The organism is Collimonas arenae, from assembly GCF_000786695.1.
GTDB lineage: Bacteria > Pseudomonadota > Gammaproteobacteria > Burkholderiales > Burkholderiaceae_D > Collimonas > Collimonas arenae_A.
Genome location: NZ_CP009962.1, coordinates 4120597 through 4134451 on the forward strand (window position 1 = coordinate 4120597; position 13855 = coordinate 4134451).

At 54.3% G+C, this 13855-nt stretch carries 14 protein-coding genes; 2 read left to right on the forward strand and 12 right to left on the reverse strand.

The window, feature by feature from the left end; translation table 11 throughout:
- Positions 1–193: 193 nt before the first annotated feature.
- From LT85_RS17960 to rpsP, 6 genes are all read right to left on the reverse strand, one after another.
- Positions 194–1150: a CobD/CbiB family protein gene (locus tag LT85_RS17960; protein WP_038491531.1), complete on the reverse strand. Its 957-nt coding sequence runs from the start codon at positions 1148–1150 to the stop codon at positions 194–196.
- A gap of 215 nt (positions 1151–1365) precedes the next feature.
- Positions 1366–2040 carry a CoA pyrophosphatase gene (locus LT85_RS17965; RefSeq protein ID WP_172657001.1) on the reverse strand — a complete coding sequence of 225 codons (675 nt, stop codon included), beginning with the start codon at positions 2038–2040 and terminating at the stop codon, positions 1366–1368.
- Positions 2041–2233: 193 nt separating this feature from the next.
- Positions 2234–2626 (reverse strand): 50S ribosomal protein L19, encoded by a 393-nt coding sequence (gene rplS / locus LT85_RS17970; RefSeq protein WP_038491534.1) that lies wholly within the window; start codon positions 2624–2626, stop codon positions 2234–2236.
- 168 nt (positions 2627–2794) lie between these two features.
- The gene (gene trmD / locus LT85_RS17975; protein WP_038496705.1) at positions 2795–3544 is read right to left on the reverse strand and encodes a tRNA (guanosine(37)-N1)-methyltransferase TrmD; all 750 of its coding nucleotides are present in this window, start codon (positions 3542–3544) and stop codon (positions 2795–2797) included.
- Positions 3545–3625: 81 nt separating this feature from the next.
- Entirely contained in the window at positions 3626–4219 is a 594-nt protein-coding gene (gene rimM / locus LT85_RS17980; protein WP_253273569.1) for a ribosome maturation factor RimM, read from the reverse strand.
- 17 nt (positions 4220–4236) lie between these two features.
- Complete coding sequence (gene rpsP / locus LT85_RS17985) at positions 4237–4491, reverse strand: 30S ribosomal protein S16 (protein WP_038491540.1); 255 nt, start codon at positions 4489–4491, stop codon at positions 4237–4239.
- 376 nt (positions 4492–4867) lie between these two features.
- Between rpsP and LT85_RS17990 the strand changes: the two genes are divergently transcribed.
- Positions 4868–5287 (forward strand): NINE protein, encoded by a 420-nt coding sequence (locus tag LT85_RS17990; RefSeq protein ID WP_038491542.1) that lies wholly within the window; start codon positions 4868–4870, stop codon positions 5285–5287.
- 279 nt (positions 5288–5566) lie between these two features.
- Here the strand turns inward: LT85_RS17990 and LT85_RS17995 are convergent, their stop codons facing one another.
- The 4 genes from LT85_RS17995 to LT85_RS18010 all read right to left on the reverse strand — a co-directional run bounded on the left by LT85_RS17995 (position 5567) and on the right by LT85_RS18010 (position 9916).
- Positions 5567–7357 (reverse strand): acyl-CoA dehydrogenase, encoded by a 1791-nt coding sequence (locus tag LT85_RS17995; protein ID WP_038491545.1) that lies wholly within the window; start codon positions 7355–7357, stop codon positions 5567–5569.
- 134 nt (positions 7358–7491) lie between these two features.
- Positions 7492–8421, reverse strand: a complete 930-nt coding sequence (locus LT85_RS18000) for an electron transfer flavoprotein subunit alpha/FixB family protein (protein WP_038491547.1) — start codon at positions 8419–8421, stop codon at positions 7492–7494.
- Between the two features lie 97 nt (positions 8422–8518).
- Positions 8519–9271 carry an electron transfer flavoprotein subunit beta/FixA family protein gene (locus LT85_RS18005; RefSeq protein WP_014005149.1) on the reverse strand — a complete coding sequence of 251 codons (753 nt, stop codon included), beginning with the start codon at positions 9269–9271 and terminating at the stop codon, positions 8519–8521.
- Between the two features lie 417 nt (positions 9272–9688).
- Positions 9689–9916, reverse strand: coding sequence for a sulfurtransferase TusA family protein (locus LT85_RS18010; RefSeq protein ID WP_038491550.1), 228 nt, complete (start codon positions 9914–9916; stop codon positions 9689–9691).
- Positions 9917–10168: 252 nt separating this feature from the next.
- On the opposite strand from LT85_RS18010, the gene LT85_RS18015 reads away from it, so the two are divergent.
- Positions 10169–11518 (forward strand): tetratricopeptide repeat protein, encoded by a 1350-nt coding sequence (locus LT85_RS18015; RefSeq protein ID WP_038491553.1) that lies wholly within the window; start codon positions 10169–10171, stop codon positions 11516–11518.
- 8 nt (positions 11519–11526) lie between these two features.
- On the opposite strand, the gene LT85_RS18020 is transcribed toward LT85_RS18015, so the two are convergent.
- Entirely contained in the window at positions 11527–13116 is a 1590-nt protein-coding gene (locus LT85_RS18020; RefSeq protein ID WP_038491556.1) for a rhomboid family intramembrane serine protease, read from the reverse strand.
- Positions 13117–13229: 113 nt separating this feature from the next.
- The gene (locus tag LT85_RS18025; RefSeq protein ID WP_038491559.1) at positions 13230–13784 is read right to left on the reverse strand and encodes an NUDIX domain-containing protein; all 555 of its coding nucleotides are present in this window, start codon (positions 13782–13784) and stop codon (positions 13230–13232) included.
- Positions 13785–13855: the final 71 nt, after the last annotated feature.

Here is a 13855-nt window from a genome sequence, read left to right on the forward strand (position 1 = left end):
TTCTTCTATAACGCTTGCTACAGAGATTTGCCTACCCCGTGGTGCGGTAAGCTACGGTTTTCAAGCAACCCATGTTGCATAGTTGAAATACTTGATGAAATTCACCAAGATTATTCTTACGTATTATATCTTATAGAAGACTTCGGCACCATCCCGTACTCCCATCCCTGCATTACCCCGCACCACTCGGCACTTACCCGAGCCAGACCGCAGCCGACAATAACAGCAGCAAAAACATCCATAGCAACAAAGCGCGCCAGACCAGGCCGACTGTACTTTGCAACGCACGCGGTGTAGGGATGTCGCCTGGCGGAGTGTCGCCATCCATGGCAGTCGAATCAACCGTTGACGCATCTGCCGGCAAGATCACCGCAGCAGTTTCCAATGGCGTGCCGAGCAGCACTCCCATGGCGCCGCCACCCGTCGAAAGAATAATGCCGTCAGTCTCGTTTTTCCAGCGTTCGGCGAAATTGCGCCACGCATAAATCGCATCTTCGAAATTACCAACCACGGCAAATGCCGCCGCAGTCAAACGCGCAGGAATCCAGTCTATCCAATAAAATGCCTGGGCCGCAAAACGCCCGAAAGCTTCGTTACGCATATGGTCGGGCTCATTCCAGCCACGCGCCAGATACTCTGCAATGCGATACATGACGGCCAAGGCTGGGCCGACCGGCATCAGAAACCAGAAAAATACGCCAAACACATGGCGATGAGTGGTGATCAGCGCTTTCTCTACTGCGATACGGGAGATTTCACTCACATCCATATCCGTAGTGTCGATCTTGGCCCATTCTGCCAACAAGGTCCGCGCAGTAGCTTCGTCGCCACTGTTGAGCGCGAGTTGGATCGAACTGAAATAATGACTGTAGTGCCTGAAGCCCAGCGTCAGGTAGACGATCAGAATATTCCACAACAACGCCGCCCAGGCGCCTATATGCACGCATAACCAATAAATCAGCGCAGTCGGCACTGTCAGCGCCAGTATCACGCAAAACCAGCCCAGCCTGCCCTGACGCGCCTGCCCGGCATTGAACGAAGCCTCTATCTTGCTTGCGAAAGCCTTTACCCATGCGTACACGGGATTATCCGCGCGGAGCGGCTTCAGTTGTTCGATCAGCAATGCAAACAGAATAGAGAGAAATGTCATTAACCAGCCTTATAAGTCAACCCACGGCGCAGCAAGATGCTGCCATAACCGGCATCCCATCACCGCGCAGAACGCGGCGCGCTGGCCTTGCCGTCACATCTGAAATTGCAATATCCCATACGATAACGCAGCATAGGCGGAGAATCAAACTTGTATCGAAATTGCTGCCCTCCATTAGCGTATTTTCTATCCGCTTATCTTTGCATTCGATCATTCTATGCACGCAGAAAGTGGAACAGATTTCTCAACATCGCAGCAGTGGCGCCCCAGATAAAAAAACGCTCGTAAGGCATCGCATAAAAACTGCGACGATAACCGTCAGGCAGATCGATACTACGCAATTGATGATTCAAGCCATCCATCAGGAATGCCAGCGGCACTTCAAATATTTCCGCCACCTCGTCTGGATCCGCGCGCAAATTCACCGGCGGATTGACCAGGCACACCACGGGCGTGACCCGATAGCCGGTGCCGGTAAAGTACTCCGGCATGGTGCCAATCACCTCGACCTGATTGCGCGCCAAACCGATTTCCTCTTCCGCTTCACGCAAAGCCGTTTCTATCGGCGAGGCATCGCTCTCCTCCATCCGCCCACCCGGAAAACTCACTTGCCCGGCGTGATCCGTCAGATGCGCGGAGCGCTGGGTAAACAGCAGGGTTGGCTGCTCTTCGTGCATGACGATAGGAATCAGCACCGATGCCGGCGTCACAGGCTTGCCCGGCGACATGCGCAGAATGGCTTGACTATCCATGTTTTCGGGATGCCATTCCGGCTGGTGGGCAAAACGCTTGCGCAGCCATGCTGCGTTCATCCTTTCCGGCGCCAGCGCAGACTCGCCGGCCACCGCATCGACGGGCAGCATCAAAGGATCGAAAGTCAATTTAACCAAGAAAATTCCTCTAACAAGCTTTTCAACACTTTACCGCGATGGCAATGAATGACCTACGGTATTCACAGATCATAACAATTTCCGACATTTTACTTTACAGCAACACCAATCGGAGATTGATCAGCCGAATGCAAAAAAGGGGCGCCTGACGGCGCCCCTTTTTATGCAATACCTGTATCTGCTACGACACAACTTACTCGGCCGCTGGTGCAGCCTTTGCAGTGTTGCGACGTTGTGGCAGTTTTTCCTTGATACGTGCCGATTTACCGGAACGCTCACGCAGGTAGTACAGCTTGGCGCGACGGACATCGCCGCGACGCTTGACTTCGATCGAAGCGATCAATGGCGAGTACAGTTGGAATGTACGCTCAACGCCTTCACCCGAAGAAATCTTGCGGACGATAAAGTTGGAGTTCAAACCACGGTTACGACGCGAAATCACGACGCCTTCGTAAGCCTGGGCGCGCTTGCGCGTACCTTCAACTACGTTGACGTTGACGACGACTGTATCGCCAGGTGCGAAATCAGGGATATTCTTGCCGAGACGGGCAATTTCTTCTTGCTCAAGTTGTTGGATCAAGTCCATTTTTAGCTCCATATACCATCTTGCTGACGCCGTTTTGTGTCTTGGCTTCTAGCCAGGCCACTGCTCAGTAGAGGATGGGGTTAAACACAGGCGGCCGGCTGGCCTCCTCTTGGTACTGCCGTTTTTACTACTTTGCTACTAACTACAACAGATCGGGCGCTTACGCACTCAACCTATATTCCGTAAAAATTTTTCATCTGCAGTGCTTAGCAAGCCAGCCGCGCGTATCTTTTGAATCAGGTCCGGGCGCTTCTTTGCTGTTGCCGTCAGCATCTGCTGACGCCGCCATTTTTCGATTTCAGCGTGATGACCGCCCATCAACACCGGCGGCACTCCCACGCCTTCATACTGTTCAGGCCGTGTGTAATGAGGACAATCCAGCAAGCCGTTGACAAAACTGTCCTCGACCGCAGATGCACCGTCATTCAATACGCCAGGCAACTGCCGGATTACCGCGTCCATCAAAGCCATCGCCGGCAATTCACCACCGGACAGAACGAAATCGCCAAGGCTGATTTCCTCATCCACGCAACGGTCCAGCAAACGCTGGTCCACCGCTTCATAACGACCGCACAGCAATACCAGGCCGGGTTCGCTACGCAATTCCATGACACGCTGATGCGTCAGCGGCTGGCCTTGCGGCGACAAATAGATAACTCTTGGTGTAGGCAGGCTTTGTTGCTGCTGACGCGCCTTGGCAGCGTCAAGCGCTGCTTCCAGCGGCTTCGCCATCATCACCATGCCGGGTCCGCCACCATAAGGCCGGTCATCCACGGTACGATGATTGTCGGTGGTGAAATCACGCGGATTCCACAAAGTCAGTTCACACTTTTTCTGCTCAAATGCGCGTCGGGTAACGCCCGACTGCGTCAATGCAGCAAACATTTCTGGAAACAGAGTGACGACATCAAATTGCATACCGCTCACCTTCTTGTTCCGCTCGTAATCCGCGATCTGGATCTTGTTTGCCACTTCAGCTGCCTGGGACTCAATCCGGATTCAATAATCCAGACCCCAGTCAACCGTGATTTTCTTTGCTGCCTGATCCACCGTCTTGACGAACTGCTCAACAAACGGGATCAATAATTCTGGTGCTGCCTTATTCTGGTCTTTGCCTTGATCGGCGACTGCCGGCACGGTAATCCGAAGAATCGGATGTGCGCCGTTGTCCATCAGATCAGCGACCACACCCAGATGTTCACCCTGCAGATTTTCAACCACCAGGCCGATCAAATCGACCCAATAGAATTCATCGTCCGAGAGCGCCGGGAAATGGCTGCGTGGAATATGCACCACAGTGCCCTTCATGGCTTCGGCTGCATCGCGCCCTGCCACGCCCATCAGGCGCGCCACAATGTCGCCACTGTGATTTTTGGCCTGCATCATTTCAACATCGCGCAATTCCGGCGAGTTCTGCCGGCCTAGCCACCATGTCTTGGCGTGCAACAGCGCATCTGCATCCGCTGAATACGATTTTATCCGCACCCAGCCATTGATACCGTAAGCGCCGGTAATGTAACCGACCACGACCAAATCCGAAGGTATTGCAGTCCCGGTTTGTGCTGTGGTCGACAAAGCTACTAACGCGCTCAACGGTTCAAGCCACAGACTTAAGCTGCGGTTTTCTTGGCAGCGTCAGCAACCAGACGTGCAACTGTCGGCGACATTTGTGCGCCAACACCTTGCCAATGCGTCAGGCGATCCTGAGCAATTCGGAAAGTCTCTTCAGCGCCAGACGCTACCGGATTGTAAAAACCGATACGCTCGATGAAGCGACCGTCACGGCGATTGCGCGAATCAGTAGCTACGATGTTGTAAAAAGGACGCTTCTTTGCGCCACCACGGGATAAACGAATAACGACCATAATGTTTCCAAAAAGTGTTCGAACACGGAAAAAGCCGCAAATTATAACGCAAACTATACCCACCCCGCAACCTAAGCCGGTCGTCGGTGTGGCGTCACTACGTCAAAAAGGTATTTGCAAGGCTGTAAAAATCGCTTTACCGCTCCATGAGCAAGTAACAAGCGCACTGGGTAGATGCTATCGATGACAGTCAATTGATTGAGGAAGTTGTACACTACACCCTCAATTCGCTGTCCGATGCTTACGATGCGCGTTGGCAACATCAGTAGCGATAACGGCGCTAGTATATTAGCAATTTCCTCATTTGAGGCAAAGTAGTGCATTTTGCGGTGTTTTTTGCAGCGTGCGACAAACAATTCACTCCCCGTCCCCACCAATGCCCCTAAGCCACAAGAACAAAACACTTGCCACTTTTACAGCCACCGTATTCGGCAGCATTGGCTTGCACCGCTTTTACCTGAAAGGTCCCAGCGATATCTGGGGCTGGCTGCACTTTGCAACTTTGCCAACATCATTGCTGGCTTACTGGCTGTGGGGCAAAGACCAGCAGGTAGCTTTCCTGTTTGCGCCATTGATTATCTCGGGACTGGTTGCCTGCCTGGAATCACTGATCATCGGCCTGACTCCGGATGAAAAATGGGATGCAAAATACAACGCCCATTCCGGCCGCCAGTCGGACTCCAGCTGGTTTGTGATTTTGCTGGTGGTCCTGACCCTGGGCGTCGGCGCGATTGCCCTGATAGGCGCCATTGCGCGCACTTTCGACCTGTTGTTCACAGGTGGCGCCTATGGTTGAACCTGCCACGCACCTCATGAAACGACAATAAAAAAAGCAGCCAACCGGCTAATGCCGTTCAGTTAAGGATTTTTCTTTGTTACCCGAACGGCATATTTCTTTGGTCTGCCCTTGACGGCCCGGTCGAACTGATGACCGGGCCATTCTTCATTCAGGAGGGTAACCAGCCTTTCTCGCAAATGCTTCATGAATGCCGGTAACTTGCCATAAATAAAAATGCCGTTCAGTCTTAACTGAACGGCATTAGCCAACCGGCTGCTTTTTTCGCTTGGAACAAGATCAGAACTGATCTTCCGTCAGCGCCATCACGCCGCTGCTACCCTCTGTGATCGAGATACGGAAAGCATCTGCCTGGGACAGGATATGTTCAGCAAAGAAGCGCGCCGTACCGATCTTGGCCTGATAGAAACCGTTGTCACCGCTACCGGCAGCCAGTTTTTGCGCAGCCACCAGAGCCGCGCGGCCCAGCTGCCAGCCACCCAGCACGATCCCCGCCAGCTTCAGATACGGCACGCTGCCGGCAAACACACCTTTGATATCGCTCTTCAGATTATCAACAACGTAAGTAACAACCTGCTCCAAGGCATCAGCGCCGATGGCTAGCTGCTTGCTGATCGCAACCAAGTCAGCCACACCACTGCCGGCCAGTTCGCCTTGCGTAGCACGCACTTGCGCGATGATACCCTTGGCGACAGCACCGCCATCGCGCACCGTCTTGCGACCGATCAGATCGTTGGCCTGGATTGCGGTAGTACCTTCGTAGATCGTCAGGATCCGTGCGTCGCGATAGAACTGCGCGGCGCCGGTCTCTTCAATAAAACCCATGCCGCCGTGGATCTGCACGCCGGTCGATGCCACATCGATCGACAGCTCAGTCGACCAGCCCTTGACCACTGGCACCATGTACTCATAGAACGCTTGATTCGCCTTGCGTGTCGCTTCATCGGCGTGATGATGCGCTGCGTCGTGCGCAGCCGCAGTCACGTAGGCCAACGCCCGCGCACCTTCGATCTGCGAGCGCATGCTCATCAGCATACGACGCACATCCGGCTGATGAATGATCGTCACGGCGCCGGCGGAGCCTGCCAGGTCGCGCGATTGCACGCGGTCCTTGGCATAGGCCACGGCCTTTTGATAAGCCCGTTCGGCGACGCTGATGCCTTGCAGACCGACTGCAAAACGCGCCGCGTTCATCATGATGAACATATATTCGAGGCCACGATTTTCCTGCCCCACCAACGTACCGACCGCACCGCCATTGTCGCCGAACTGCAGCACGGCAGTCGGGCTGGCCTTGATGCCGAGCTTGTGCTCCAGCGAAACGCAATGGACATCGTTGCGCGCACCCGGAGTGCCATCGGCGTTGACCATGAATTTCGGGACGATGAACAGCGAGATACCCTTGACGCCATCAGGTGCACTCGGCGTACGCGCCAGCACCAGGTGCACGATATTCTCCGCCATATCGTGCTCACCGTAGGTGATGAAAATCTTGGTGCCGGAAATTTTGTAAGTGCCATCATCCTGCGGCACGGCGCGGGTACGCACCAGCGCCAGGTCGGAACCGGCTTGCGGCTCGGTCAGGTTCATGGTGCCAGTCCACTTTCCGGACACCAGGTTTTCCAGGTAAATACGCTTTTGTTCATCGCTGCCCGCAGTCAACAAGGCTTCGATGGCGCCATCGCTCAGCAACGGACACAGAGCGAATGAAAGATTGGCGGCATTCAGCATTTCGATGCATGGCGTCGCCACCAGCTTCGGCAAGCCCTGGCCGCCGAATTCGACCGGATGCTGCACACCTTGCCAGCCGGCGTCGGCAAATGCCTTGAAGGCTTCCTTGAAGCCTTTGCTGGTGGTGACTTGACCGTCATGCCAATAACTCGGCTCCAGATCGCCGCTACGATTCAGCGGCGCTACCACCTCACTGCAAAATTTGGCGTTCTCTTGCAACACCGCTTCCACAGTTTCCGGGGTCGCATCTTCACAACCAGGCAGCGTACTGACCTGCTCCAGACCGGCCAGTTCGTTCAGCACGAACAGCATGTCTTTCAATGGGGCGACATAACTCATGAGCTACTCCTAAAAATCGGGGTGGCACGAGAACCCGGCATTGCCAGCATTCACATTACCACCCCTATGCATTCGATTTTTGACAGAATGCCGAGATATTGCAACGTCTCGGCATTCATCAAGCGCCCGTCGGCTTAACCCAGCTCAGCCACCAGTTGCGGCACGATCTCGAACAGGTCGCCGACAATGCCGTAATCTGCCACCGAGAAAATCGGCGCTTCTTCATCCTTGTTGATCGCGACGATGACCTTGGAATCCTTCATCCCTGCCAAATGCTGGATCGCACCGGAAATGCCGACGGCGATATACAGTTGCGGCGCGACGATCTTGCCGGTCTGGCCGACTTGCCAGTCGTTCGGTACAAAGCCCGCGTCAACTGCGGCGCGCGAAGCGCCCATCGCCGCACCCAGCTTATCTGCCAGCGGCTCCAGAAGCTTGAAGTTTTCAGCGGAACCCATGCCGCGACCACCGGAAACGATGATCTTGGCGGCGGTCAGTTCGGGGCGATCCGACTTGGCCAGTTCACGCGACACAAAAGCCGATTTGCCGAAGTCGGCAGCTGCAGCGATATTTTCCACTGCGGCCGAACCGCCGGCGGCAGCTGCATCGAAGCCAGTTGTGCGGACGGTGATGACTTTGACGGCATCGCTAGATTGCACGGTAGCGATGGCGTTGCCGGCGTAGATCGGACGCTCGAAAGTGTCCGGACTGTCGACCTTGGTGATTTCGGAAATCTGGCCGACGTCCAGTTTGGCGGCGACGCGCGGCAAAATATTTTTGCCGTACGCGGTGGCCGGCGCCAGGATGTGGCTATAAGCCGATGCCAGCGCCAGTACCTGTTCAGCAACGTTCTCCGCCAGGCCATCGGCGAAGTAAGCGGCGTCGGCGACCAGTACCTTGGTGACGCCAGCCAGCTGCGCGGCGGCTTGTGCGGCGGCACTGCAATTGCTGCCAGCGACCAGTACGTGGACTTCGCCGCCACATTGGCTGGCGGCGGTAACTGTGTTGAGAGTGCTGCCTTTTAATGAGGCATTATCGTGTTCAGCAATGACTAAGGCTGTCATGTGGGCTCCTGATTTTGTCTGCGCTCGCCTGCATTCATGCGGCGCTGCGCTTGGTTCTAGATAAGTGTTTTATAAGTGCTAGGCTCTTGCCAGGCGCTTACAGGACCTTGGCTTCGTTTTTCAGCTTGGCGACCAGGGTTGCCACGTCAGGCACCTTGATACCGGCGCTGCGCTTGGCAGGTTCCACTACTTTCAGCGTCTTCAGGCGCGGCGCAACGTCAACACCCAGATCGGCCGGCTTGAACACATCCAGCGTTTTCTTTTTGGCTTTCATGATGTTCGGCAGCGTCACATAGCGCGGCTCGTTCAGGCGCAAGTCAGTGGTGATGATAGCCGGCAGAGTCAGGGCGATGGTTTCCAGGCCGCCGTCGACTTCGCGCGTTACCGTTACCTTGCCGTCTTCCAGCACGACTTTGGAAGCAAAAGTGGCTTGCGGCCAACCCAGCAACGCCGCCAGCATCTGGCCAGTCTGGTTGCAATCGTCGTCGATTGCTTGCTTGCCGAGGATGATCAACTGCGGCTGCTCCTTATCCGCGACGGCTTTCAACAACTTGGCTACCGCCAGCGGCTGCAGATCGGTATCAGCGGTGTCGACCAGGATGCCGCGGTCGGCGCCGATCGCCATGGCGGTGCGCAGAGTTTCCTGGCATTGAGTCACGCCGCAGGAAATCGCGATCACTTCAGTGACCTTGCCGCCTTCTTTCAGGCGCGTTGCTTCTTCCACCGCGATTTCGTCAAACGGATTCATCGACATCTTGACGTTGGCAATATCTACACCGCTGCCGTCCGACTTGACTCGTACCTTGACGTTGTAGTCGACGACACGCTTGACTGGTACTAATACTTTCATCGTTATGCCTTTTTATGGAAATAAAAAATCTGGGTAGCGCGGACTGGCGCGACTAACGTAAAACTTAACGCCAAGGTTAACGTTTACGTAAATCTCAATTGAGAATTATAAGAGAGAATTCGCTCCGACGCTGAAATTTAGCACGATCGTTCTATTAAATCTTAGAGCAAATAGACTAATAGCGTCATGATCTTGTAAAACAAGACACTTTCAGCGCGATCCATGGCTTGCAGGGACAATTCGAAAAGATGATTCGCCACATCGGAACACACGGGCGGAAAAGAAGAAGTCGGGGAGGAGAAAAACAGGATACAGCTTAAGCTGAACACGACCTACAGGAAGCAGGCCGTGCAGTATTCACAACGATGACACGACTTGCAGTGAAAAACGAGAGTGCCCGATTAAAATAACAGGCCCTTATTTACGCTTCATGAAGAAAATGAATTCCCTGTTTTCTTCACTCTGTTCCAGCAAATCATTGCCTGTCTGCTTCGCAAATGCCTGGAAATCCCGCACAGAGCCGGAATCCGTGGCCAGTACGCGTAGCACTTCGCCACTCAGCATATCCGCCAGCGCCTTTTTTGTTTTCAAAATCGGCAGTGGGCAATGCAAACCGCGTGCGTCGAGTTCTTTATTAAATTCCATAACCACTTCGTAATGTAAAGATTTTTAACATTTGCTGCTCTTTGCTGATTCTACTCCAAACGCAAGCGGCTTTGACGCATCGCAACAAAGCATCAATCATTTTTACAACAGCATGGTGAATAGCAAATATGTCCTTAATACAATCTTTCCGCATATCCACATGCTAATATTCAATTGATAAGTATTGCGCTGTAATAAACATATTCGCGGGGCACACCAGCCACGTCAGGCGAAACATTCTTAGGAACGAGCATGCAGGACAGTCTTGGCGAAAAGCCTTTCAGCAACATCACACCGTTCTGGCAACGCTTACCTCAATTTTTCCTGTATCCGCTACAAGGGCCGCTAATCTGGCACCCGGCTGTCTACTCCCTGATCGGTACCGGCCTGTGGCTGCTCGGCAGGAACGACGAAGATGGTGGGTTCTCCCCTTTCATTATGCTCATTGCGGTCCTGGTCGGCATTGGTTTTTCGCTCGATCTGACGCGTCAGGCATTTCGAATTCTGGAACAAACTTCACTCGGCAATTTACGCTGTGCGGATTTTGACGACGCCGACGACGTCCATAAAATGTCGCCCTATAAATTACTACTCATAACGTTAGTGCAAGGTTTCTTCATCGCCATCCTGGCGGCCATTCATCCCATGCTGGAACTACTGGGAACCGCTGTGGCAAATTTGATGCTGCCAGCCAGCATCATGGTGCTTGGCTATACCCACAGTTTCACCAGCGCGATCAATCCTCTCAACGTTTTCAAGATGATCAAAGCCTGCGGCTGGCCTTATCTCGCACTCTGGGTGTTTGGTTTCATACTAAGCCAATGCGCGCCGATTGTCATCATGCTGTTTGTGGGCAAACTATCACTGACCTTGCTGATCGCCGTTGGTATTTTTGCTTGCGCTTACTTCACCTTGGTCGGCTTCAACCTGATGGGTTATACGATGTATCAATACCATCAGGAAATCGGCTATTCGCCGGACCGCAATTTTGAAATCAATGCGCTAGCCAGCAGCCGCAACAATCGTCCCTTGAGCGATGATGACATCCTGGCGCAACAGGTCGGTGCGCTGATCCGCGACGGCAACATCGACATGGCGATGGAAATGATCTGGGAAGAATTGCGCTACGACCAATTCAATCCGCAATTGTCGAGTCACTACGCCAAACTGCTGGTATTAAAAGGCGACAAAGCCAAGCAACTCGAATATGCGCCGCGACATCTTTTCACGCTGGCGCGTTCAGCGAAAGCAGGACGAATAGGCGACGCGTGGAAGCAGGCCCGCCGGCTCGATCCCGAATTCAAAATCGACAATCCTGATCATGTTCTGGAAATCGCAGCCGCGGCCGCCAGTGCGCGCGAATATCAGATCGCGCTTGAAATTATCTCGGGCTTCCACAAGCGCGCGCCGCGTCACAAAGATGTCCCGGCAGTGCTGGTGCTGGCCGGTAAGCTCTTATCCGATCATCTGCGCCAGGATGCGCGCGCCTTAACCTTGTTTAACCACGTCATCGCGCAATGGCCTGGCAACCCTGCAGCCAACGAAGCTCAGCAATATAAGAAAGTGATCGAAGGCTTGGCCCGGGCCTCGGAACCGGCCTGAACGTTAGTTTAGTAGCGATTGCCAGGACTCGACACCCATCGGCTCTCTTCGCTCAGCGGAAATTGCCGCTGCAATAGCTGTTGATAATGTTGCGCCTTGTCGCGCTTACCCTCCGCCATGAATCCACGGGCGACAAACTGTATCAGTAGCGGCAACTGCTGATGCTGACGTGCGGTCACTAGTAGTATCTGCATGATAGCCGCCGCCGTTTGCGGCTGGCCGTTCATGGCAAAACGCCTGGCAATCGCCAGCGACTGTTCGTTACTAAGCCGCGGCCGCGGCTCTGCACTGGCGACATAATCCAGATATACCTGATGAATTTTGTCTTCGCAGATCCTGTCTTTTGGCAGGCTCAACAGCATCTCGGCGGTTTTGTGGAAGGCTACAGAGGAAGGCGCGTCTTTCGATAAATTGAATAGCTGCAGCAGCCAGTCTGGCTGCGGCGCTTTCTGTTGCGCCAGCGTCTTGTTTACCAGGCTGGCGAAGTCGCGCCGTGCGCGCTCGAAATCAAGCCTGGCCAAGGCTGCATAAGCACTCTGTTGCAAGCTTCGCAGCAACTTGTCGTCGTCAACATGCGAGACAAAGCTGGCATGTGCCTGCACCAATCTGCCTCGCGCCAGCAAGCGATATATCAAAGCCAGCAAGGCGCCACCCAGAAGGCCGCCGATGTGGGCGTAATAATTGGTATTCGATGGCTCGCCAAACAACAGGTCGAACGCTTCCTTGCCGACCCAGATCGGCAGCATGATCAACGCCGGTGCCTTGAAGAAGTCGAAATAAAACAGGAACCAGTAGAAGAAGCGAATTTTGCGCAGACCGTACAGCACTGTGTACATACCCATGACGCCGGAAATGGCGCCTGAGGCGCCCAGCGACAGCGCCGTGCTGTCACCTTCAAACACTAGATAGAACCTGGCCGACAGCAATCCGGAAAGAAGATAAAACAATAAATACCAGCCACCGCCGAGCAAGATCTCCACCGCATAACCGACCATCGCCAGGAACACCATATTACCCAATACGTGTTCGACGCTAGCGTGTAAAAACATATGCGTCAGCAAAGTGAGCGGACGCTCGGACGCTTGTGCCGGGATGAGCGCATAACGCTCGGTGAAACTGCGACTGCGGATGCTTAGATAGTGTTCGCGCTGCTCTTTCCATTCCGCCAGATCATCGGCGTTGATGGTGCCCAGCAACGCAGGCTGGGCTTGCTGCATCAGAGCGGAAAACCTGACGTCCGCGTCCAGCACATACCAGCGCTCGATCAACGACTGATAGTCTTTCAGCGAAGCCGTCTTGCCGTCGCGCGCAGCCGCCAAGTCGGCGCGCGCTCTTATCTGGCACCAGCGCCCCAGCCCCTTGCGCATGGCGCTGCCCGCTTCCGGTTTGTTTTGGCTATCCAGGTAACGCGCGTAGGCCAGGAATTCGAATTCCGGCAAGCGCGACTCGACCAGGTAATACTGGGCGGCCGGCTCCATGTGACTGCGCTCGCCCCACTGAATGCCAAAGTAGATCAGCAAATTTATTAGTACCAGCAGGATCGTGACCAGCGGCGGACGCCTCCAGTCTGGCTTACGGTCTACCGGGATAATCAGCATGGCGGCTCAGGAGCAGGATAAAATTTGCAATAGTGCGATTTTACCCAGTCATTGCCGCATTGCAGCGTTATTTTTTACGCATCAGGCAACTTCCAGCCTGATCAATTCTGCCTTCACGATTTCAAAGCGGCTTCAGGTTGCGCCTTCTGCAGCAGAGGCCGGTCAACGTACTCTACCGCCAGCCCCTGGGCGCGCATCCAGTCGGCCACGGCATGGCCGGTGCCGGCGCGCCATGGCCGCAACGCGGCGGGTTCCAGCAGGCGGTATTCCAGCAATTCCGGCGATAGCCTGATCGTGCCGGATGCCTCAACGTGATAGGCGATGATGAGCTCATTCTTGCGGATGAATTCATAGACGCCAACCAAGGTGATTTTTCCTGCATCCAGATTGGTTTCTTCCTTGAGTTCGCGAGCGATGCCTTGCTCCGGTGTTTCGCCGCGTTCCATGAAACCGGTAATCAGCGCGAACATGCCCTCTTCCCATGCCGCATTGCGCGCCAGCAGGACCTTGCCGTCAATCTCAACAATGGCGGCTAGCACCGGCAATGGATTATCCCAATGGGTCCAGTGTCCCTCAGGACAAGCCAGACGCAATTTTCCAGCTTCCTCTTCATCAGCGCGTTGAACCAGCGATGCAGCACAGACCGGACAGAATTTGAATTCACTCATGGCAGTTTTCTAGTTGGAGACATAATAAAAAAGCGGGAAGAATCAAACCGCGATACTACTGCGATTTGATG